The sequence below is a fragment of the Curvibacter sp. GW821-FHT09D12 genome (assembly GCF_059416245.1).
The window spans coordinates 56,388-78,725 of sequence record NZ_JBWKOU010000019.1 but is presented as its reverse complement, the minus strand read 5'-3'; the positions used below and the strand labels follow the sequence as shown (position 1 = coordinate 78,725).

19 protein-coding genes are annotated in these 22,338 nt (G+C 64.8%); 15 read left to right on the top strand and 4 right to left on the bottom strand.

All coding sequences use genetic code 11. From position 1 onward, the window contains the following. Nucleotides 1-8 precede the first annotated feature (8 nt). The 11 genes from AC07PT_RS23770 to AC07PT_RS23720 all read left to right on the top strand — a co-directional run bounded on the left by AC07PT_RS23770 (nucleotide 9) and on the right by AC07PT_RS23720 (nucleotide 12,037). Nucleotides 9-1,529: a sugar ABC transporter ATP-binding protein gene (locus AC07PT_RS23770; RefSeq protein WP_494658343.1), complete on the top strand. Its 1,521-nt coding sequence runs from the start codon at nucleotides 9-11 to the stop codon at nucleotides 1,527-1,529. Next, the gene (locus AC07PT_RS23765; protein WP_494658342.1) at nucleotides 1,526-2,524 is read left to right on the top strand and encodes an ABC transporter permease; all 999 of its coding nucleotides are present in this window, start codon (nucleotides 1,526-1,528) and stop codon (nucleotides 2,522-2,524) included. The genes AC07PT_RS23770 and AC07PT_RS23765 overlap by 4 nt, the downstream gene beginning before the upstream one ends. A 30-nt stretch (nucleotides 2,525-2,554) precedes the next feature. Beyond that, nucleotides 2,555-4,069, top strand: a complete 1,515-nt coding sequence (locus AC07PT_RS23760; protein WP_494658341.1) for a xylulokinase — start codon at nucleotides 2,555-2,557, stop codon at nucleotides 4,067-4,069. Then, nucleotides 4,066-4,743: an HAD family hydrolase gene (locus AC07PT_RS23755; RefSeq protein WP_494658340.1), complete on the top strand. Its 678-nt coding sequence runs from the start codon at nucleotides 4,066-4,068 to the stop codon at nucleotides 4,741-4,743. Before AC07PT_RS23760 ends, AC07PT_RS23755 begins: the two co-directional genes overlap by 4 nt. Further along, nucleotides 4,740-5,918 carry a glycerol dehydrogenase gene (locus tag AC07PT_RS23750; RefSeq protein WP_494658339.1) on the top strand — a complete coding sequence of 393 codons (1,179 nt, stop codon included), beginning with the start codon at nucleotides 4,740-4,742 and terminating at the stop codon, nucleotides 5,916-5,918. The genes AC07PT_RS23755 and AC07PT_RS23750 overlap by 4 nt, the downstream gene beginning before the upstream one ends. Beyond that, a complete protein-coding gene (locus AC07PT_RS23745) occupies nucleotides 5,915-6,844 on the top strand; it encodes an MBL fold metallo-hydrolase (protein ID WP_494658338.1) in 930 nt (309 codons plus the stop codon). Before AC07PT_RS23750 ends, AC07PT_RS23745 begins: the two co-directional genes overlap by 4 nt. 221 nt (nucleotides 6,845-7,065) lie before the next feature. Beyond that, nucleotides 7,066-7,701: a LysE family translocator gene (locus AC07PT_RS23740; protein ID WP_494658337.1), complete on the top strand. Its 636-nt coding sequence runs from the start codon at nucleotides 7,066-7,068 to the stop codon at nucleotides 7,699-7,701. A gap of 190 nt (nucleotides 7,702-7,891) precedes the next feature. Beyond that, nucleotides 7,892-8,338, top strand: coding sequence for a nickel-responsive transcriptional regulator NikR (nikR, locus tag AC07PT_RS23735; protein WP_492346146.1), 447 nt, complete (start codon nucleotides 7,892-7,894; stop codon nucleotides 8,336-8,338). A 156-nt stretch (nucleotides 8,339-8,494) separates the two neighbouring features. After that, the gene (locus AC07PT_RS23730) at nucleotides 8,495-9,319 is read left to right on the top strand and encodes a HoxN/HupN/NixA family nickel/cobalt transporter (RefSeq protein WP_494658336.1); all 825 of its coding nucleotides are present in this window, start codon (nucleotides 8,495-8,497) and stop codon (nucleotides 9,317-9,319) included. A 142-nt stretch (nucleotides 9,320-9,461) separates the two neighbouring features. Beyond that, nucleotides 9,462-11,498 carry a TonB-dependent receptor gene (locus tag AC07PT_RS23725; RefSeq protein ID WP_494658335.1) on the top strand — a complete coding sequence of 679 codons (2,037 nt, stop codon included), beginning with the start codon at nucleotides 9,462-9,464 and terminating at the stop codon, nucleotides 11,496-11,498. Between the two features lie 131 nt (nucleotides 11,499-11,629). Beyond that, on the top strand, nucleotides 11,630-12,037 hold the full coding sequence (locus tag AC07PT_RS23720; RefSeq protein ID WP_494658334.1) for a GFA family protein: 408 nt from the start codon (nucleotides 11,630-11,632) through the stop codon (nucleotides 12,035-12,037). 114 nt (nucleotides 12,038-12,151) lie between these two features. Here AC07PT_RS23720 and AC07PT_RS23715 read toward each other — a convergent pair whose 3' ends face one another. Beyond that, nucleotides 12,152-13,612: an efflux transporter outer membrane subunit gene (locus AC07PT_RS23715; RefSeq protein ID WP_494658333.1), complete on the bottom strand. Its 1,461-nt coding sequence runs from the start codon at nucleotides 13,610-13,612 to the stop codon at nucleotides 12,152-12,154. An 88-nt stretch (nucleotides 13,613-13,700) separates the two neighbouring features. Between AC07PT_RS23715 and AC07PT_RS23710 the strand changes: the two genes are divergently transcribed. The 4 genes from AC07PT_RS23710 to AC07PT_RS23695 all read left to right on the top strand — a co-directional run bounded on the left by AC07PT_RS23710 (nucleotide 13,701) and on the right by AC07PT_RS23695 (nucleotide 19,423). Next, nucleotides 13,701-14,318 (top strand): TetR/AcrR family transcriptional regulator, encoded by a 618-nt coding sequence (locus AC07PT_RS23710; RefSeq protein WP_494658332.1) that lies wholly within the window; start codon nucleotides 13,701-13,703, stop codon nucleotides 14,316-14,318. Nucleotides 14,319-14,399: 81 nt separating this feature from the next. Further along, complete coding sequence (locus AC07PT_RS23705) at nucleotides 14,400-15,515, top strand: efflux RND transporter periplasmic adaptor subunit (RefSeq protein WP_494658331.1); 1,116 nt, start codon at nucleotides 14,400-14,402, stop codon at nucleotides 15,513-15,515. After that, a complete protein-coding gene (locus AC07PT_RS23700; protein WP_494658330.1) occupies nucleotides 15,512-18,592 on the top strand; it encodes an efflux RND transporter permease subunit in 3,081 nt (1,026 codons plus the stop codon). Before AC07PT_RS23705 ends, AC07PT_RS23700 begins: the two co-directional genes overlap by 4 nt. 24 nt (nucleotides 18,593-18,616) lie before the next feature. After that, entirely contained in the window at nucleotides 18,617-19,423 is an 807-nt protein-coding gene (locus AC07PT_RS23695) for an oxidoreductase (RefSeq protein WP_494658329.1), read from the top strand. A 273-nt stretch (nucleotides 19,424-19,696) separates the two neighbouring features. Here the strand turns inward: AC07PT_RS23695 and AC07PT_RS23690 are convergent, their stop codons facing one another. The 3 genes from AC07PT_RS23690 to AC07PT_RS23680 form a co-directional block, all read right to left on the bottom strand. After that, nucleotides 19,697-20,677 carry a tripartite tricarboxylate transporter substrate-binding protein gene (locus tag AC07PT_RS23690; RefSeq protein ID WP_494658328.1) on the bottom strand — a complete coding sequence of 327 codons (981 nt, stop codon included), beginning with the start codon at nucleotides 20,675-20,677 and terminating at the stop codon, nucleotides 19,697-19,699. A gap of 105 nt (nucleotides 20,678-20,782) precedes the next feature. Further along, nucleotides 20,783-21,919, bottom strand: a complete 1,137-nt coding sequence (locus AC07PT_RS23685) for a porin (RefSeq protein ID WP_494658327.1) — start codon at nucleotides 21,917-21,919, stop codon at nucleotides 20,783-20,785. A 145-nt stretch (nucleotides 21,920-22,064) separates the two neighbouring features. Further along, complete coding sequence (locus AC07PT_RS23680) at nucleotides 22,065-22,334, bottom strand: tautomerase family protein (protein ID WP_494658326.1); 270 nt, start codon at nucleotides 22,332-22,334, stop codon at nucleotides 22,065-22,067. Nucleotides 22,335-22,338: the final 4 nt, after the last annotated feature.

The following is a 22,338-nucleotide window of genomic DNA, read 5'->3' as shown; positions in this document are numbered from 1 at the left end:
AACCTGATGTGTCCTCGCTCTTGGTATTGCAAGGCATCCACAAGCGATTTGGCGGCGTCCATGCCCTGAGGGGTGCCGACTTCTCGATAGAGGCCGGCGAGGTGCATGCCTTGGTGGGCGAGAACGGCGCTGGCAAATCCACCATGATGAAGGTCATTGCGGGCAATCATCGACCCGATGCCGGCAGCATCCGGTTCGATGGCCAAGCCGTGACGTTCAAATCGCCCCAGGACGCTCTCAGTCGTGGCATTGCCCTGATTCACCAAGAAACTGCCCTGGTACCCGACCTGTCGGTGGCTGAGAACATCTTCCTTGGCCAGTTGCCGGTGTTCATGCGCTGGGCTGCCATGAAGCGCAGAGCTACCGCATTGATCGAGGAACTGGGCTTCAGGATCGACCCTGCCCAGTCGGTCAGCGAGCTTTCGGCAGCTCAGCGTCAGGTGGTGGAAATCGCCAAGGCGCTGAGTTTGCAGGCCCGCCTGCTGGTACTGGATGAACCCACGGCTTCCTTGTCACCGTCGGATGCCCGGCGCCTACTTGACATTGTGCGAAGCCTCCAGCAACGGGGTGTGGGCATTGTCTACATCTCGCATCGGCTCGAAGAGGTCTTCGCCATTTCCACGCGCATCACGGTGCTCAAGGATGGCGAGACCGTTGGAACCGTCCGACCTGACGGCATCGACATGAACGGCTTGATCAAGCTCATGGTGGGGCGGCCTCTGGAGGCCTTGTACCCACGGCGCGAGGGGCTGGAACCTGGCGCAGTCAAGTTGCGAGTCCAGGAGTTGACGCTCCCAGGTCGGTCTCAAGGCGCCTCGTTCGAGGTGCGTGCCGGCGAGGTGCTGGGCGTTGGGGGCTTGATCGGCTCGGGGCGAACCGAGTTGATGCGTCTGATCTTTGGTGCTGACCCTCGCGGCAGCGGCCGGGTCGAGATCGATGGTGTGGATGTCACCCCTGGAAGCATTCGTCAGGCCGTTGCCGCCGGCATTGGCCTTGTTCCTGAGGACCGCAAGACGCAAGGGGTGGTGCTGGATCTCCCCATCCGCATCAACACCACCTTGGCCAACCTGAGGCAGATCAGCAACGCCTGGGCCGTGATCCGGCCCAGCCTGGAACGTCTGGCGGTCAACCGGTTGATGAGTGAATTGCGGGTGAAGGCCCGTGACATGGAGACACCGGTGTCGTCGCTTTCGGGTGGCAACCAGCAAAAGGTGGTGCTGGCCAAATGGCTGCACGCAGATGGCCAGATCATCTTGCTCGACGAGCCCACGCGCGGCGTTGATGTCGGCGCCAAGGCCGAGATATATGCCCTGATCAATCACCTGGCCAGCCAGGGCAGGGCCATTGTGATGGTGTCCTCTGACCACCTTGAGCTCATCGGCATGTGCGATCGAATCATGGTCATGGGGAACGGTCTGGTCAGGGGCTATCTGCAGCCTGATCAATTCAGTGAAGAAAACATTGTTTCGATGTCGCTGGGGCTGAAGCAGGCCCCAACGATGCCGCACGAAGGAGCACTTGCATCATGAAACCTTTGACTTCAACGGGCGACACGCCGGTCAAGTCCGCCGAGACCACGTTTCTGCGCCCTGTTTGGCTTTTGCTTCGCCAGCACGCCACGGTGCTGATTCTGGCGGTGCTCGTCGTGGCCGCCTCCTGGGTGTCTTCAGACTTTTTCACCGGCCCGAACCTGTCGAACATCTCCCGGCAGATCGCGGGGGTGGGCATCATGTCCATGGGCATGCTGCTGGTGGTGCTGACGGGAGGCATTGACCTTTCGGTCGGATCCGTGGCGGCCTTGGCCAGCGTGATCACAGCGATGGTGATTCCTGAGCATGGCCTGGTGCTGGGCCTGTCGGCCGGCTTGGCTGCGGGGCTGGCCTGCGGCTTGATCAATGGCTGGCTGGTGTCTGCTTACCGCCTCAGTCCCTTTGTGGTGACGCTGGCCATGATGACCATCGCCCGAGGTGTCGCTCTCATTGTGTCGAATGGCGCCCCGATCCTGGTCGACGAGCAAGGCAGCCTGCTGCTCGACTTTGGCCGCGATACCGTGCTGGGCCTGCCATGGCCGACCGTGCTGATGTTGGCTGTGTTTGCGCTGTGGGCCGCATTTCTGGGCTGTACCCGGCCCGGCCGGGTCGTGCGTGCGGCAGGCTCCAATGAAGAGGCGGTTCGCTTGTCAGGCGTGCCGGTTCGACGCCATGTGCTGCTGACCTACCTGGTCTCCGGGGGCTTGGCTGCTGTGGCCGGCGTCATCTCTACTGCGCGAGCTGGGGTGGGGGCTCCCACCGTTGGAATGGGCGACGAACTCACGGTCATTGCTTCGGTGGTGATTGGTGGCGCCAGTCTGGCGGGCGGACGCGGCAATGTGCTCAATACGCTGGTGGGTGTGCTCATCCTCGGCGTGATCGCCAACATCATGAACCTCGCCAGTGTGCCGGGGTACCACCAGCAGGTCGTGATGGGGGTGATCATTCTTGCTGCCATCCTGGCGCAAAAGGGCGCATCGGCATCGCGCCATTGATGCCATCGAGCAAGCAGGGAGCATTTACTCATGCGAGACAGACTCACGTTGGCCATCGATGTCGGCACCGGCAGTGTCCGGGCCGCGCTGATGGCCTCTGATGGCACCATCGCCGCCGTGGCCTCGTGCGAACAGGCGCAAATCGTGGCCCGTTTTGGCTGGTCCGAACAGTCACCACAAGCCTGGTGGGACGGTGTCACGACCTCGGTGCGCCAGTTGCTTGACCGTGATCCTGGTGCTGCCAGGCGCATTGGCGCGGTGGTGGCCTGCGGTCAAATGCATGGCACGGTCTTGGTTGATGCCAATGGCCAACTGGTGCGCGAGACCGCTGCACTCTGGAACGACAAGCGCGCCACAGACCATGTGCATCGCTACGAGGCAGAGCATGCCAACTCTCAGGGCCAGCCCGATTACCTGGCTCGTACCGCCAATCCGGCGACACCTGCTTGGCCGGCATTCAAACTGCAGTGGCTGCGGGACCATGATCCCGGTGCCTGGCGCCAGACCTGGAAGATGCTGGTGCCGAAAGACTTCATCAATTTCAAGCTGTGCGATGAGGTGGCGATCGACAGAACCGAGGCCGCATGCAGCTTTCTGATGGATCCCCGCACCGGTGACTGGTCAGAAACCACCTGCCAGGAAATGGGGCTGCGCATGGACGTGCTGCCTCCGATCCGTCAGCCGACGGAACGATTGGGCGCCGTCACGGAGAAGGCCGCCCGCGCCACCGGCCTGTTGGCGGGTACCCCGGTACTGGTTGGCGCCAGCGACTTTGCCACCGGCCTGCTGGGCTCGGGTGTTTGCCGCCCAGGCATGGGTTCCGAGATGATCGGGACTTCCTGCATCGTCACCCTGATGGGGGCCGAGCCGACCTTGCATCGCGAGGTCTGCAACCTGGGGACGGTCGAAGGTGGCTGGGGTTCCTTCATGTTGCTGGAGTCGGGGGGCGACGCCATGCGTTGGGCCCAGCGCGCCTTGCACAGCTCCAGCCTGTCCTACGGTGAGCTGGTGCAGCATGCTGCCACCGCGCCACCCGGCAGTGCCGGGCTGCTGTTCTTGCCCTACCTGACGGGTGAACGCTTGGGCGCACACCGAAATGCCCGGGCGCAGTTTTTTGGCCTCGCAGCGTTGCATGGTTCGGCCCACATGGACCGCGCGGTCCTGGAAGGCGTGGCCTTTTCGGTCAAGCGGCATCTGCGGCAACTGGAGTCGGCGCAGGGCCACCGCCTGGAGCGCCTGGTGGCCTCTGGCGGGGGGGCCCGCACCCACTTGTGGCTGCGCATCAAGGCCAGCGTGTACGGCTTGCCAGTGGTGGTGCCTCAAGAGGCCGAGTGCGGCTTGGTGGGGTGTGCCGCCATGGCACAGACGGCCATGGGTGATTTTGCGACTGTTCAACAAGCCGCCGACCGGCTGGTGCGCTGGGGGCCCGAGGTCCTGCCCGATCCGCAATGGCAGGAGGTCTATGGTCGAATGCAGCCGGTTTTCGACAAGCTCTATCTGCATTCACAGGCTCTTTATGATGACCTGGACGGATTGGTGCCATGACATCCGTTGCCGTTTTGTTCGACCTGGATGGGACCTTGGCACTGAGTGAGTCACTCCATCATCGGGCACTTTCCGATGTCCTGGATGGCCTTGGCCTGAGACCCCCCATCGGATTTGATGTGGCCATGACAGGCCAAGCGATCCAAGTGGTCCACCAGGCATTGGTGCACCAGATCGGACTGCCGCTTGACCTCCCGGCCTTCGCCAGCGCCAAGTACCGCGCTTACCTGGGTCGCATGAGTGAGCTGCGATGGCGGCCCGGGGCTCGCGAGGCCGTGGAGGCCGCGAGGGCCTCTGGCTGTGGGGTCGCCGTGGTCACCAACTCCGACCGCATGTTGCTGGATGCCAGCTTGCGCCAGCTTGGTTGGGTCTGGCCCGACCAGGTGAGCGTCTCCCGCAACGATGTGCGTTGTGGCAAGCCTGACCCAGAGCCCTACCTGCGTGCGGCCTGGTTGATGGGCGTTTCGCCAGCGCAGTGCGTGGTCGTCGAAGACAGCGCAGCGGGCGCGTTGTCCGGTTTGCGGGCAGGCATGCGGGTATTGGCCTGGCCAGAGGTATCCCAGGCATCGGAGTTCCCCGTCGGTGCACACGTGCTCCGCGAGCCTGCCATTTGGCCCGCTTTGAAGTCGGCCATTCAATCCATTTCATTTCCCTTGGAAGGCCTGTCGCCATGATTCTTCAACGACACCATTCCCAACATGAACGGGCGGTGGTCATGCCCGATGAAGATAGGAAGTCTGCGCCCCAGCAGGTGCGGAGTGCTCGCTTTCCAGGGCGCTATGTGCAGGGCCCAGGCCTCATTGGGCACTTGGGCACTGAATTGGCCGCGTTGTCGTCAAACGCCCTGATCCTGCTGGATCGCAACGTGGCCGGAACGCTGCTGCCGATTTTGCGAGCCAGCATGCCCGTGGCAACACAGGCCGCTTTTCTGGTCCACCGCGGCGAGTGCTCGGTGGCCGAGATAGAGCGCGGGGCAGTTGTCGGGCAGGACGCCCAATGTGGCGTGGTTGCTGGGGTGGGCGGTGGCAAGGCATTGGACACGGCCAAGGCGGTGGCCGAACGCCTGGGGGTGCCCGCGGTGGTGGTTCCCACGATCGCCTCTTCTGACGCACCTTGCAGCGCGCTGGCTGTGGTCTACGGGGATGATGGTCGGGTGTCCCATGACCTGTTCCTGAAGCGCAATCCTGAGCTGGTGTGGGTGGACACGGAACTCATTTGCAAGGCGCCCAGCCGGTTTCTGATCGCTGGCATGGGCGATGCACTTGCCACCTGGTATGAAGCCCGAGCCTGCCGTGCCAGCGGCGCGGGCAACTGCATGGGGCTGCCTGGCGCCGAGCTGGCACAGGTTGTGGCCAAAGCATGCTGCGACACACTGCTGGCTGATGGCGCGCAGGCCCTTGCCGAATGCGACGACCAGCGCACAGGGCCTGCGCTGGAGCGGGTGATCGAGGCAAATATTCTGATGTCCGGCATTGGATTCGAGTCGGGTGGCGTGGCTTGCGCTCATGCCATCCACCACGGACTGTGCGAGCTGCCGCAAGTTCACCACACGCTGCATGGTGAGAAAGTGGCCGTCGGCGTCTTGGTGGGCTTGTTGCTGGAAGGTGACACCGCCGGGTTCAATCGAATCGAGGCGTTTTGTCGTTCGGTGCGTCTTCCCACCAGCCTGGCCGAGCTGGGCGTCTCTCAGGCCACTGAGGTAGAACTCCGGGCGGTCGCTGACAGGGCCTGTCGGGCGGGAGACATCATGCACAACCAACCCCGACAGGTGACTCCTGAGCAGGTCGTGACAGCGCTCAAGGTCCTGGCGCTACCTCGCCGGGTGTTTGGTGCGGAGCTAGGGCGATGACGATGGTCTGCCTCGTTGAAACTCTGGAACGTCCACTGGCGCTGGAGCTCGCCGCCCCATGGCCTGCCCTGGGCGCTGGCACCCGGCCGCTGCACTTGTATTGGTTGGGCCAGGCGGGCTTTGTGATCGACAGCGCCAGTGCACGGTACGTGATTGATCCCTATCTCTCTGACAGCCTGGCCGACAAGTATCGGGGTACCCGCTTTCCCCATGTCCGGATGATGCCGCCGCCTGTGGCGCCGGAGGCCTTGCGCCATGTCGATGCGGTGCTGTGCACCCATCGGCACACCGACCACATGGACCCCGGCACACTGCCTGCCCTGATGCACGCCAATCCTGGTGCGGTGTTGGTGGCACCCGAGGCCAGCAAGGAGGAGGCTGGGCGTCGCTGCGGCCAGGGCTCCGAGCGGCTGTTGCTCGCCGATCACGAGCGCATGACGGCCCTTCCGGGGGGGCGTTTGCTGGGCCTTGCTTCGGCTCATGAGTCATTGCAGTTCGACCACCATGGCCACAGTGAATGGCTAGGGTACGTGATCGAGATCGACGGCCTGCGTCTATACCACTCGGGGGACTGCATTCCTTACCAGGGATTGGCCGAGCGTCTGCGTTCCCTGGCCGTTGACATCGCTTTGCTGCCAGTGAATGGCCGCGACCCCGCGCGAAGCGGCAATGGCGTGCCCGGCAATTTCACGCTTGACGAAGCCGTGGCACTCGCGGCGAGCGCAGGCATCCCCTGCCTGCTGGCCCATCACCACGGCCTGTTTGATTTCAGCACCGTATCGAACGACCACATTGATGGCTGTGTTGATGAAGCCGGTCAACAAGGGGTACAACTGTTGCGGGCAGCGTTGGGTCGCAGGTACCTTCTGACGGCGGCCTGCGAGGCCGACCGCCCGGAACTTCAGCCCAAGCCCACCCCAAGTTGAGGTGGCATCCGCCCATCGCTGCATTTTGGCGCCGGTTGCGCCACCGTGGGGCCCGGCGGGCCACGTGCCTTTGTCGGTGGTGGCGCCGGGCGCCTGTCCTGGAGGGCTGTGTCAGGGCACCCCGTGCAGGCCGAACGCCATTTGTGGTGGCCCTGCATGCAGTGGTGGGCTCGGCACCGACCGGGCCGGTCTGCTTTAATCGGCGCTCGACTGGATCTGCCATGCCCTACGCCTCATCCCTTCTGCTGCTGGCCGCCGTTTACCTGGCCGTGTTGGCCAGCCCAGGCCCAAACTTCTTCATCCTCAGCCAACTGTCGCTGGATGGCCGGCAGCGCGATGCGCGCTGGACCGTGATGGGCTTGGTCACTGGGTCGGTGGTCTGGGTGATGCTGTCGATGGCGGGCCTGTCGGCCTTGTTGGGCAGCCACCCGTTGGTCGCCAGCGCTGTGCGCCTGCTGGGGGCTGTCTACCTGATCTGGTATGGGGCCGCGCTCCTCAGGTCTGCCTGGCCCGTGTCCGGTCGCCCGCAGCGCCGCAACCTGGGGTCTCCTGCGGCCACGCCCTCGGCCGGGGCGGCCTACCGGGTGGGGCTGATGACGGGGCTCACCAACCCCAAGAGTGCCGTGTTCTGGACCAGCGCCTTCGCTACCCTGTTGCCCCCTGCAGCGCCCGCCTGGTTCCAGGTGCTGGTGGTGTTGATGGTCATGCTGCTGTCGCTGGGCTGGCACCTGGGCATCACCCTGGTGTTCGGCCTGCCCGCGTTGCGACAGCGTTACCTGCGCCTGGAGCGCACCATCAATGGCATGGCGGGCGGTGCACTGGTGCTGCTGGGGGTGCAGCGCGTGGTGGGGCGGTGAGTGGTGGGGCGGTGAGTGGTGGGGTGTGTGTGCCAGGGGAATGGCGCCATGCCGGGCCCAAGCGTCAACCCACTCTAAACTGTGGGCGGTCTCGTCTTTCAGTTTTGACGAGGGCCCAGAGCGTGTCGACGATTTTTGGTGGGCCCATGCGAGATCCTCAGCCCGTTCTCGAGTTTTCACAGGAGCCCCCATGAAGCGCTTGACCATGTCCTTGGACGATGACCTCGCCGATGCGTTTGACGCCATCGTCAGCGAAAGGGGCTACGAAAACCGGTCCGAGGCCTTTCGCGATCTGCTCAGGGCTGATCTGGGCAAAGCATTGCAGCAGGACAACCCTGACGGGTTGTGCGTGGCCACGCTCAGCTATGTGTACAACCACCACCAGCGCCAGTTGGCGATGCGGCTGACCGACCTTCAGCATGAGCACCACGAGATCACCATCTCGACCACCCATGCCCACCTGGACCACGATCATTGCGTGGAGGTGGTGATCCTGCGCGGCAAGACCCGGCTGGTGCAGGACTTCGCCAAATCCATCACCACCCAGGCCGGCGTGAGCCACGGTGCGCTGCACATCGTTCCACTGGCGGTGCACCACGCCCACGGGCACGACCACCTGCTGCCGATCGTGGGGTAACGCACCTTACTGGTGCATTGTTGGTGGCGCCGCGCCCTTTGCCGGGCACCGGGCTTGTTTTGAAGGCCGTTTGCCTGCTTTGCAGCTGGCACGAATTTTGTATGATTATTTACAAATTCATCATACAAACTCGTCCATCCAAGCCAGGCAGCTGCCATGCATGACCTACCCACCGACTGGGGCGCCTTGTGCGCGCTCATCTTTTTGCTTGGCATGCGCCACGGCTTTGATGCCGATCACCTGGCCGCCATCGACGGCCTGACCCGGCTGAACCAGCGGCGTTGCCTGGGTTTGGCGCGCTATTGCGGGGCCTTGTTTTCTGCGGGCCACGGGGCCATCGTGCTGGGCATTGCGGTCGTGGTGGGCTCGGTGACCGAGCGGTGGACGCCACCGGCCTGGCTGGATGCCCTGGGGGCCTGGGTCTCGATCACCTTTTTGCTGGCCATCGGTGGGATCAACCTGCATGCGGTGCTGACGGCCGCGCCGGGCAAGACCGTGCCTCTGGTGTCATTGAAGGGACGCTTTCTGGGGCGCCTGACGCAGGCCCGCAGCCCTTGGGGCGTAGCGGCGGTCGGGGCTTTGTTTGCCTTGTCGTTCGACACGGTCACGCAATCGGTGATGTTTGCCGCCACCGGTGCCCAGTTTGGGGGGGTGATCCCGTCCGTGACGCTGGGCTTGCTGTTCGTGCTGGGCATGCTGGTCACCGATGGTCTGAACGGCTGGTGGATTGCCCGATTGATTGCCCGCGCCGATGAGATCGCGGCCCTGGCCTCGCGGATCATGGGGGTGGCCGTGGCGGGTGTCAGCCTGATTGTGGCGGCGCTGGGCATCAGCCGGCTGGCGTCCCCTGCTTTCGAGGCTTGGAGCGACGGCAAGGAGCTGGTTTTTGGCGCCGTTCTGGTGCTCAGCCTGGCTGCCAGTTACCTGCTGGCCCGGGGCCTGGCCACGCGCCGCGCTCCGGCCCCGCACCGGGCACCTTGATCGCCATGGCGCTTGGGCGGGTCGATACCAGGTTTCTGGTGAAAGTGCGGGCATGAATCGGCTTGCGGGGCGGGCGGGCCTTCATCGCGGGACGATGTGCCTTGTGCTGGCGCTGGCCTGCTCGAGGGCCTACGCGCAGTTGGTGCCTGCATTCGCCACCCCCACACCGCCCGATCCCCAACTCCCGAGCCTGGCCCCGGTCACCATCACGGGCCAGCACTACGACAACTCGGTGGGCAGCAGCGATGCGGCCTCGCAAGGCGTGATCCGGGCCGAGTTGCTGGCCAGCCGGCCCGCGCTGCGCCCTGGCGAGGTGCTGGAGTTCGTGCCCGGGCTGATCGTCACCCAGCACTCGGGCGACGGCAAGGCCAACCAGTACTTTCTGCGCGGCTTCAACCTGGACCACGGCACCGATTTCGCCACCAGTGTGGATGGCGTGCCGGTGAACATGCCCACGCATGCGCACGGCCAGGGCTATTCGGACCTGAACTTTCTCATCCCCGAACTGGTGGAGCGCATCGAGTATCGCAAGGGCCCGTACTTTGCCACGCATGGTGACTTTGCCGCCGCCGGCGCGGCCGACATCGCCTACAAGACACGGCTGGATGCCCCCTTTGCCCAGGTCTCGGTCGGGCAGAACGGCTACCGTCGCGGCGTGGCGGCCGATACCCGCCAACTGCGTGACGACGTGACGCTGTTGGGTGCGGTGGAGTGGATGGGCAACAACGGCCCCTGGACCGTGCCCGAGGGCCTGCATCGCCAGAACGCCGTGCTGCGCCTGAGCCAGGGCACGCGTGAGCGTGGCAGCACGCTGAGCCTGACGGCCTACGAGGCCCGCTGGAACTCCACCGACCAGGTGCCCCAACGCCTCATCGACGCCGGCAGCTACAACGGCCGTACCTTTGGCCGCTACGACTCGGTGGACCCCACCGACGGAGGCAGCACCTCACGCTACAGCCTGTCTGGCGAATGGCATGACCGAGACCGCGCTGGCGAGACCCGGGTCTCGGCCTACGCGATGAAATACGCGCTCAAGCTGTTCTCGAACTTCACCTATGCCATGGACCGGCCCGCCACCGGCGACCAGTTCTCGCAGCAGGACGATCGCAACGTGTACGGCGGCAAGGCCTCCAGGGCCTGGAACCAGACGCTGGCCGGCCTTGATGCACGCACCGAAGTCGGTGTGCAGTTGCGCAACGACCGCATCCATGTGGGCCTGTACGACACCCAGGCGCGCCAGATCCTGTCCACCACCCGGCTCGATGATGTGCGCGAGACTGTGCTGGGCGTGTATGGCCAGAGCACCGTGCAGCTGACCCCCTGGCTGCGCAGCGTGCTGGGCCTGCGCGGCGACACCGCGCGCTTTGCGGTGAACAGCCTGAGCAACCCGGCCAACTCGGGCAGCGCCCGGGCCAGTTTGCTGTCGCCCAAGCTCAGCCTGGTGGCTGGCCCCTGGGCGCAGACCGAGTTCTTTTTCAACACGGGCAAGGGCTTTCACAGCAACGATGCCCGGGGCACCACGGCCAAGGTGGACCCCAAGACCGGCGACACGGTCGATGCGGTACCGGGTCTGGTGGCCGCTCGTGGTTGGGAGTTGGGTGTGCGCACCGAGGCCATCGCCAACCTGCAAAGTTCGGTGGCGTTCTGGCAATTGAATTCAGACTCCGAGTTGGTCTATGTCGGCGACTCGGGCACCACCGAGGCCAGCGGCGCGAGCCGCCGCCACGGCGTTGAGTTCAACAATCGGTGGACACCCCATCAACACTTTCTGCTGGACGCAGACATCGCACTCACCCATGCCCGATTGATCAACGGCGACCGCATTCCGAACGCGGTCGACTCCGTGGCCTCGATCGCCGCCACCCTCAAGGACATCGGCCGCTGGTCGGCCAGTCTGCAATGGCGTTACCTGGGCAGCGGCGCCTTGGTCGAGGACAACTCGGTGCGCTCCAACGCTGCGTCAACGTTCAACCTGCGCGTGAGCCGCGATCTGCTGGACCTGTCGCGTCGCCCGTCCAGCTTGACGGTGGATGTCTTCAATCTGTTCAACCGCAAGGTGGACGACATCCAGTATGACTACGCCTCGCAACTGGCTGGCGAGGCCACGGCGGTCAACGGCAAGGTGGTGCATCCGGGCGAGCCACGCTCTGTGCGGGTCACGTACCGGGTGGCGTTCTGAGCGGGCTCTGCCATTGCTTCCATCGGCCCTGATCACGCCCCAGGCCCTGAACGCGCTGTGGATCAGGGGGCTGATGCAAGAGCGCTCACAATGCCATCCGGGGCGGCGGTCGTCCTGTCAGGAGGGTTCCGATGAGAGTTGAAGGCCAATGTCATTGCGGCGCCATTGCGTATGAGGCCGAGGTTCAGGTGGGCAGCATCACGGTCTGCCATTGCAACGATTGCCAGATCCACTCAGGCTCTGCCTTCCGGGCCAACATCGCAGCACCGGCCGACCAATTTCGCCTGCTAAAAGGGACGCCAAACACCTACATCAAGACGGCCGCCAGCGGCAGCCGGCGGGTGCTGGCCTTCTGCGGCCATTGCGGCACACCGGTCTACGCTTGTGCGGAAGAGGCGCCGACGATTTACTCCCTTCGCATCGGTACGCTCAAGCAACGGCATGAACTGGGTTCGCCCAAACGGCAGATCTGGACACAGCGGCGCCTGCCGTGGGTGGCGCTGGATGATCAGGTGCAGGGTTTTCAGGGGCAGCCTTGAAGGCCGGGTTGCGCGTGGGCTTCGCGGCAACTCCTGCGCCTTGACAGCGTTGGCCCTCCGCCCTGCCACAGGATTGACGGTGCCGTGCTGAGGTACCCCGCCAGCACGGGCTTGTCACGTGCCAGCCTGTGCTGCCAGGGGCGATGCCTCCCAGCCACCCCCCAAAGCCTTGTAGGTGGCCACTGCCGAGCGGGCCAGTTCAAGCTGGGCCTGTACGCGCGCATCGGTGGCTTGCAGCAGCGTCTCGTCAGCGTGCAAGACGTCGATCATGCTGGCGACCCCTTTTTGATACGCCGCAAGCGATGCGGCCCGAGCCCGGCTCAGTGAATCAACGCCCGCCGTCAGCATGGCAACCTGCTCCTGGCGCCGAGCGTAGGCTGAGATCGAGTTCTCCACATCCTCGGTGGCCTTGAGGGCCGCCAGACGGTAGGCGGCCAGCAACTCGGCCTCCTGGCCTCGGGCTTGCTCGATCTGCGCATTGATCCGACCAAAGTCGAAGAGGCGCCAGCGCAGACCCAACACACCGCTGGCTTGTGCAGCGCCGCCCGAAAACAGCTGGCCGCTTGAGACGGAGGTCGCATTGCCCAGCAGGCCGCTGAGCGAGACCTTGGGGTAGTACTCCGAGATGGCGGCCCCGATGCGCGCATTGGCGGCTGCCAAACGTCGCTCGGCCACGTTCAGGTCTGGCCGCTGCCGCAACAGATCGCCCGGTGATCCTGTCGCGATCCCTGTGGGTGCGGCTGGAATCTCGCCGGGTGCCGCGAGTTCGGATCGATGCGTACCGGGCGGTGTTCCAAGGATGACATCCATCGCGTTCATCGCCGTGTCCAGGGAAGACTCCAAAACAAGGGGCGCAGCTTTGGTTTGCGCAAGCGCACCCTCTGCCTGTTGCTGCTGAAGCTCGGGCGCGAGTCCTTTGCTGCTCAGCAAGCGGACCTTCGACAGCAGAGCTTCCTGCGTCCGGACTTGCTGTCGAGCGACATTCAAACGGGCCTGCAGGCCTCGAATCGTGATGTAGATGTCGGCTGTCTGTGCCGCCACGGCCAGTCGTGTGGCGACGGCCCCTGCTTGCGATGACTGAAGCTCGGCGGCGGCAGCTTCTTGGCCTCGGCCTAGGCTGCCGAACAGGTCCAGCTCCCAGCTTCCGCCCAGATTCACCTCGTAAGCACGGCCATTGCGGTCGAAGCCCGGCACAGAATTCAGGACCTGACCCAGCGGGGTTTGGGTGGACTGGTAGGCCCGGGCTGCTTGGCCAGACACTGCCCCAGAGGGGCGCAGGGCGGCGTCCGCCGCGCCCAGGCCGGCGCGTGCCTGGCTGACCCGCGCCGCAGCCTGAGCCAGATCCAGGTTCTGGTCCAAGGCCAGCGCCACCCATCGCGTCAGCTGGGGATCACCAAACGCAGACCACCAGGTCGCGAGGTCAGCCCGTGCATGGTCGTGGGCTTGATCGCGAGGGGCTTGGCCCTGGAACTGCGCCGGCAGGGCCAGGGTGGGTCGCACATAGTCCGGGCCCACGGCACAGCCGGCGGACAGACTGGCCACGACGATGGCGGCAAGGGTACTTTTGGGCAGCATATAGTTTCTTCCGATGAGATCTATTTGTGACCATAATACCAAATGGTCACTCGTTGTCCAGTGTTTCAGACTGACGTAAGCTGTGCCCATGACCAAAGCAAGTTCTTCCACCGCCACCCCCCGTGGCCCCGTCGACCACGAGGTGCGCAGCCAGATCGTGGCCGCGGCCACGGAACATTTCAGCCGCTACGGCTACGAGAAGACCACCGTCTCCGATCTCGCCAAGGCCATCGGCTTTTCCAAGGCGTACATCTACAAGTTCTTCGAGTCCAAGCAGGCCATTGGCGAGATGATCTGCGCCAACTGCCTGGGTGACATCGAGTCCGAGGTCCGGGCTGCGGTGGCGCAGGCCGAGCACCCGCCCGAGAAGCTGCGGCGCATGTTCAAGGCCATTGTCGAGGCCAGCCTGCGGCTGTTCTTCCAGGACCGGAAGCTCTACGAAATCGCGGCGTCTGCCGCGACAGAGCGCTGGCAGACCACGATCGCGTACGAGGCGCATATCCAGGCCTTGTTGCTGGAGGTTTTGCAAGAAGGGCGCCTGGCCGGCGATTTCGAGCGCAAGACGCCGCTGGACGAAGCCGTTGGGGCGATCCTGCTGGTGATGCGCCCCTACCTCAATCCTTTGATCCTGCAGCACAGCCTGGGCTATGCCGAAGAGGCGCCGGGCCAACTCTCAAGCCTGGTGCTTCGCAGCCTTTCGCCCTGAGCGAATTGAGGTGTGACTATTGACTAAATTAGTCACAAGAATAAAAATGAAGGTCCCGATCACTTTGCTCAAGGGACTTTCATGCCTCGGCTTCGCCTTGCTACCCCGTTTCTCATCTGTGCCTTGCCGCTGGCGCTGGTCGCCTGCGGCGAAAAGGCTGCTTCTGATGCCCGCACCGGTGTGCCCTTGGTGCGGGTGGCCGTGGTTCAGGAGGCCAGCGCTGCGTCCAGGGCGTTCACGGGCACGGTAGCGGCCCGGGTGCAAAGCGACCTGGGCTTTCGGGTTTCGGGCAAGGTGCTGGAGCGCCTGGTGGATGCCGGTCAGCGGGTCAAACGGGGCCAGGTGCTGATGCGCCTTGACGCCATCGACCTGAAGCTGGCCGTCCGCGCCCAAGAGGAGACCGTCGTGGCGGCACGGGCCCGCGCGCGGCAGGCTGCCGACGAAGAAGCGCGCTACCGCGACCTGCGCGGTACCGGCGCCATCTCGGCATCCGCCTACGATCAGGTGAGGGCGGCGGCCGACGCCGCCCAAGCCCAGTTCAGCGCAGCCGAGGCCCAGGCCGGTGTGGTTCTGAATGCGAGCCGTTACGCCGAACTGGTGGCCGACGGCGACGGCGTGGTGGTTGAAACGCTCGCCGAACCCGGTCAGGTGGTGGCAGCGGGACAAGCCGTGGTCCGCCTGGCCCGTGCGGGTCAGCGCGAAGCCCTCATTCAAATGCCTGAGACCCTGCGTCCTGCCCTCGGATCCCTGGCACAGGCCAGCCTGTTCGGCAGGGAGGGCGCCACCGTGCCTGCCAGGTTGCGGCAGCTTTCCAACTCAGCCGATCGCCTGACCCGCACCTTCGAGGCCCGCTATGTGCTTGAAGGAGATTTGGCCCAGGCCCCCCTGGGCTCGACGGTGGTGATTCGCCTCCACGACCAGACTGTTGCGACAAGGGCCCGCTTCAGGGTGCCCATGGCATCGCTCTACGACGCGGGCCGCGGTCCAGGGGTCTGGGTGCTTCGTGGCGAGCCGGCCAGGGTGCGCTGGCAGGGCGTGTCTGTCGAGCGCCTCGATGACGAGGGCGCCGAGGTCGCAGGCCAGATCAAGCCAGGCGACCGAATTGTGGCGCTGGGCGCGCACCTGCTGCGAGAAGACCAGGTGGTCAGATCCATGGAGGGCGTGACCTCCGCGTCGGCCCAAGGAGCGCGTCCGTGAGCGAAGGCCGATTCAACCTGTCAGCGCTCGCCGTGCGCGAGCGTTCCATCACCCTGTTCCTGATCGTCTTGATTTCAGTGGCAGGCATTCTCGCGTTCTTCAAACTGGGCCGCGCGGAAGATCCGCCCTTCACGATCAAGCAGATGACGATCGTCACGGCATGGCCGGGCGCCACGGCGCAAGAGATGCAGGATCAGGTCGCCGAGCCGCTGGAAAAGCGCATGCAGGAATTGCGCTGGTACGACCGCACGGAGACCTACACCCGCCCGGGCTTGGCCTTCACCATGGTGTCGCTGCTTGACAGCACACCGCCTTCAGCGGTGCAGGAGGAGTTCTACCAGGCCAGGAAGAAGATTGGCGACGAGGCCCGCAAGCTGCCCGCGGGCGTCATCGGCCCGATGGTCAACGACGAGTACGCGGATGTGACCTTTGCCCTCTTGGCCCTCAAGGCCCAGGGCGAGCCTCAAAGGCGGCTGGTGCGCGACGCGGAAGCGCTGCGCCAGCAGTTGCTGCACGTGGCTGGTGTCAAGAAGGTCAACATCATCGGCGAGCAGCCTGAGCGCATTTTTGTGTCCTTCTCACATGATCGCCTGGCGACCCTGGGCGTGGCCCCGCAAGACCTCTTTGCCGCGCTCAACAGCCAAAACCTGCTCACCCCGGCCGGATCCATCGAAACCCGGGGGCCGCAGGTCATGCTTCGCGTCGACGGCGCGTTCGACACCTTGGAGAAAATCCGCCAGACGCCCATCGTGGCGCAGGGGCGGACACTCAAGTTGTCGGACGTGGCGAGTGTCGAGCGTGGGTATGAAGACCCCTCTACCTTTCTGATCCGCAACGGCGGTGAACCGGCTCTGCTGCTCGGCGTGGTGATGCGCGACGACTGGAACGGGCTTGAGTTGGGAAAGGCCCTGGAGGCCGAAGTCACCCGCATCAACGGCGCGCTCCCACTTGGCATGAGCCTGACCAAGGTGACCGACCAGGCCGTGAACATCAGCTCGGCGGTCGATGAATTCATGGTCAAGTTCTTCGTGGCCTTGCTGGTCGTGATGGCGGTCTGCTTCGTCAGCATGGGTTGGCACGTCGGCATCGTGGTGGCGGCGGCCGTGCCGCTGACATTGGCTGCGGTGTTCGTCATCATGGCGGCCACGGGCAAGAACTTTGACCGCATCACGCTGGGCTCGTTGATCCTGGCGCTGGGCCTGCTGGTGGACGACGCCATCATCGCCATCGAGATGATGGTGGTGAAGATGGAGGAGGGCTATGGCCGCATCGAGGCATCGGCCTATGCCTGGAGCCACACCGCGGCCCCGATGCTGTCGGGCACCCTGGTGACGGCCGTCGGCTTCATGCCCAATGGCTTCGCGCGCTCCACCGCGGGCGAGTACACCGGCAACATGTTCTGGATTGTGGGCTTCGCGTTGATGGCCTCCTGGGTGGTGGCCGTGGCCTTCACGCCCTACCTGGGTGTCAAGCTTCTGCCTGAACTGCCCAAGGTCGAAGGCGGGCATGAGGCCATCTACAACACCCCGCGTTACAACCGGTTCCGCCAGGTGCTTGGCCGGGTCATCGCGCGCAAGTGGCTTGTTGCGGCCACGGTGGTGACGCTGTTCGTCATGGCGGTGCTGGGCATGGCGGTGGTCAAAAAGCAGTTCTTTCCGACCTCCGACCGCCCGGAGGTGCTGGTTGAGGTGCAGATGCCTTATGGCACCTCGATCGCACAGACCAGCGCTGCCACGGCCAAGGTCGAAGACTGGCTGGCCAAGCAGCCAGAGGCCCGGATCGTGACCTCTTACATCGGCCAGGGCGCGCCGCGCTTTTTTCTGGCGATGTCCCCTGAGCTGCCCGACCCGTCGTTTGCCAAGACCGTGGTGCTGACCGGCAACGACAAGGAGCGCGAGGCCCTCAAGTTCAGGCTGCGTCAGGCGGTGGCCGACGGGCTGGCCCCCGAGGCCCAGGTTCGCGTCACCCAGATCGTGTTCGGCCCCCCGTCACCCTTCCCGGTGGCCTACCGCGTGGTGGGCCCGGACCCGGACCAACTGCGCGAGATCGCGGCCCAAGTCGAGGCCGTGATGCGCGCCAGCCCGATGATGCGCACGGTCAACACCGACTGGGGTCCGCGTGTGCCCACCCTGCATTTCACACTGGATCCGGACCGGCTCCATGCCCTTGGGCTGAGCGCCAGCGCCGTGGCCCAGCAGTTGCAGTTCCTGCTCAGCGGCGCTCCGCTGACGGAGGTGCGTGAGGACATCCGCTCGGTGCAGGTGATCGGGCGTGCCGCTGGCGATGTCCGTCTCAACCCCGCGAAGATCGCTGCGCTGTCGCTGGTCGGGGGGGCGGGGCAGCGCATCCCCTTGTCGCAGGTGGGCCAGGTCGAGGTGCGCATGGAAGACCCCATCCTGCGGCGCCGTGACCGCATGCCAACCCTCACCGTGCGTGGCGACATCGCCGACGGCTTGCAGCCGCCGGACGTGTCAACAGCCATGACCCGGCAGCTCCAGCCCATCATGGACAAGCTGCCCAGGGGCTACCGCCTCGTGGAGGCCGGCTCCATCGAAGAGTCTGGCAAGGCCACGGTGGCCATGCTGCCGATCTTCCCCATCATGCTGGCTGCCACGCTGCTGATCATCATCCTGCAGGTGCGCTCGATCTCGGGCATGGTCATGGTCTTCCTGACCAGCCCACTGGGCTTGATCGGGGTGGTTCCCACCTTGCTGCTGTTCCAGCAACCTTTCGGCATCAATGCGCTGGTCGGCTTGATTGCGCTGTCGGGGATCCTGATGCGCAACACCTTGATCCTGATCGGGCAGATCCGTGAGAACGAACAGGCCGGGCTCGATCCATTCCGAGCGGTGGTGGAAGCCACCGTGCAACGGGCTCGTCCCGTGATCCTGACCGCCTTGGCCGCCATCCTGGCTTTCATTCCGCTGACCCATTCCGTGTTCTGGGGAACCCTGGCCTACACCCTGATCGGCGGCACCTTGGCCGGCACAGTCCTGACCCTCGTCTTTCTGCCTGCCATGTATTCCATCTGGTTCAGGATTCGGGCCACCGACCTGAAGCACGGCCTCCGCGGCTGAACACCCCCCCACCTAGGAACCACCATGTCTGAATCCAGAGTTGTTGTTGTGACCGGCGTGTCGTCGGGCATCGGGCGCGCCGCTGCCATCCGGTTTGCCGAGCAGGGTTGTCGGGTGTTTGGCACTGTGCGCAACACCGCGAAAGCGCAAGCCATCCCCAAGGTCACGCTGGTCGAGATGGACCTCCGGGAGGACGGGGCCGTCGAGCGGGGTGTCCAGTCCATCCTGGCGCAGGCCGGACGCATCGATGTGCTGGTCAACAGTGCCGGTGTCACCTTGTTGGGTGCTGCGGAAGAAACCTCCATCAAAGAAGCCCAGACCTTGTTCGATACCAACCTCTTCGGCCTGCTTCGGGTCATCCAGGCTGTGCTGCCGCACATGCGGCAGCAGCAATCGGGGCGCATCGTCAATGTCAGCTCGGTGCTGGGCTTTTTGCCCGCGCCTTACATGGCGCTCTATTCGGCGTCCAAACACGCGGTCGAAGGCCTGGCTGAAACGCTGGATCACGAGGTCCGCCAATTCGGCGTTCGCGTTTCGCTGGTCGAGCCCTCGTTCACCAAAACCAACCTGGACCTGAACGCCCCCCAGGCGGCGATCAGGATCGCCGCCTACAGCCAGGAGCTTGGCATTGTTGCCAAGGCGATCCAGAACAACGTGCAAAAGGCGCCCTTGCCCGACGGGGTGGCCGCCACGATCGTCAAGGCGGCACTGGGGCCCTGGAAAATGCGCCACACGCCCCGAGGCGAAGCGGCTCTTCTGGCCAAGCTGCGCCGCTTCATGCCCGCGGGCCCGGTGGAGAAGGGGCTGCGGAAAACGTTCGGGCTCGCTTGACGAGATCCGTGAGCGAATGACTTCGCCGCCTGCGTCATTGAAGGGTCTCTTTCGACAGGGCGAGCCTGGTCAACACAGGGGCTTCCTGGGCCCACCTTGCCTGCCTTGACTGCCGTGCTGCCAGCGGCAGCGTTTTACCCACTGATCAGTGCCAAGGGCCGGGCCAGGCTTGTTCTTCCAACTGGCCATGCCGAGTCGCCTGCCTGAATCGTGCAGTCCATGGGCGCTGGACCGGAAATGCCCGATGGGAGCGCCCGTCTGGCGTCACATCTTTCAGTCCAGTTGAATGCCACTGGCCGCCACCAGCGATTTCCACCGCTCCTGATCTTGCAAGACCATCTTGCTCAACGTGCCAGCATCCTCATAGCGGAGATTGATCTCCATGCGCTTCGCGGCATCCTGCATGGCGACGGTCCGCAGCGTGTTGCGCACATCAAGACCCAACTGGCCGACCAGGGCTGCAGGCGTTCGCGCAGGCGCGAACAGGCCGTACCACTCGATCAGTTGCAGGGCCGCGAGCCCTGATTCAGCGAAGGTGGGGGTGTCGGGCAGCGTCGCCAGTCGCCGGGGGCTGGTGACCGCCAGAATGCGGATGCGCCCGCTGCGATGAAGGTCCAGCAGGGTCGGCAGCGGGTTGAAGGTGCATGCCACCTGGCCTGCCATCAGGTCCTGCAGGCCCGGCGCGACGCCTCGATAGGGGACATGGGTGAGGGTGACTCCGAGCTCGTGACCCATTTGCACACCGAGGAAGTGGGGCGCGCTTCCCGGGCCAGGGGTCGCGTAGGTGGCCTGTGCCGGGTGCGTTCGAGCCCACTGAAGGAAGCTCTGCAAGCTGTTGATCCCGGAAGATCCATTCACGGCCAAGGCAAAACAATGCTCGCCCAGGCAGGCCACTGGGACCAAGTCGCGCTGTGCATTGAAGAGCGGCGTCTTGTAGAGCAGAGGCGCCAACGTCAACACAGAAGACGGCGTCAACAGCAGGTTGCTGCCGTCGGCCAAGGCCTGCACGGTGGCCTGCACCGCAAGCTGGCCCGCAGCCCCTGACTTGTTCTCGATGACATACGCCACTTGGGGATCCTGAGATTGGCTGGCCAGCGCGCGGGCCAGGCTGTCGGCGGTGCCCCCTGGCGGAAAGCCGACGAAGAGCTTTCGGATGTTGCGCTCACCCTGGGCGTGGGCCGCAGTCTTTCCAAAGAGGAGGGCGAGCGCTGCCGCCTGGACAAGCCGCCTGCGACGGAGAGGGGATGAGTTCATGAAGGGCAATGTGGGATTGGGAGAGTGGGGGAGCGGTGACGCAGCCACCCACGGCACGACCTTTTGGGGGCTCGAAGGGTGGTCTGCGGGGCGCGCCGGGCGCGATCAGAAGCGGTGCCGGATGCCCAGCGCAAAGCTGTGGCCTGTGGCGCCGACCGTGGCAGCTTGTTGCCGGGTTTGCGTCTGATCCTGCGAGGCCAGCACGTAGACCTCGGTGCGGGCTGACAGGTAGTGGTCGTAGCCCAGGGTCAGCACCTTGCGCGACACATTGCCGCCCGCTGCGGTGGCCGCCACCGCCGTCGGCGTGTTGCCCGTCGTGCGTGAGCCATAGCCCGCGATCCAGCGCCCGGCCCCGATGGGCAGGCTGGCACTCAGGTCCCACACCCGGTACTGCACCGCTTGAGGCGCGGCGGCTGTGCCCAGATTCTGAATCTGCCCCAGGTGTCCGAACACCTTGAGGGGGCTGAAGTCATAACTGGCGGCCCATTGCCAGGCGCGGGTGTTGTTGGACGAGGTGCCGTCGGCAAACGTCACCGGATTGCGATTGACGCTTTGCCATGCAATGGACGAGTTGAAAGCACCTTGCCCATAGGCCAGCCGCACGGCACTGTTGGGCCCGCCCAGATTCTGCGAGGCGGCATAGGCGACGGACCCCGACAGCCCGGCGCGCACCGGGCTGTCGTACACCACGGAGTTGGCCCAGGCCGTGCCGCCAGACAGGGGTGATCCGATGAAGGTCAGCAGGTTGATCGGTGAGAACGTGGTGCTGTCGCCCAGTGCATTGCTGGTGACCGAGTTGGTGAACAGCAGTGTGGTGACATTGCCGATCCGCACCCGTCCCAGGGTGGTGTCGCTCAAACCCACCCAGGCGGCGCGAGAGAAGAAGGGGTCTGCTGCCACATTGACGGGGGCCGGCAGGGCATCGCTGCGACCGGCCGCCCCTGATTCGTTGCGCATGAAAGCCGACAGCTCGAAGATGGCCTGGCGCCCATCGCCCAGATCTTCCTGGCCGCGCAATCCCCAATGGCTGGTCGACAAGCCGCCGCTGAACTGCTTGTTGATGGGCTTGTCGAGTGCATTGACACCCGACGCATTGGTGACGCTGCCCACGGCGGCATCGATGAGACCGTAAAGCTGGACACCTGACGCCGGTGCGGTCTGTGCCTGGGCCTCTGCCTGCAATGGCAGTGTGCCGGCCAGACCGAGCGCCAGGGCTGTGACGAGGCCGTTGGATGAGTTCATGTTTTTGTCTCCTGTTGTGAATGAAAGGCGCGCAACGTCCCCAGCCGGTGCAGACACCCGCTTGATCGTTGGGGAGGGGAATCCAATGCGGGCCTGTGCTCAGATGAGCACCGCCGCAGCCTGGCGGGCCAGGCTCAGGGCGGGTTCAGGATGAGCCGCGCGTCGGTGTTGGCGTTGGCGTTGGCGTCGATGCCGGGGCCGTGGCCTGCAAACTTTGCAAGGCCATGCCGGTGCTCAGGGGCTTGCCGCCGGCGGCCCACCACCCGCTGCGCACCTCTTGCACGACACAGCGGGTCATGGGCCTGAATCCTTCCCCGCCGACGCGGACGACCGCGTCGGTGAGGGCTTCCATCAATTCGGCCACCTTGTGTTCGGGCAGAACACCTTCGAGCATCTTGACTTCAATGAATGGCATGGGA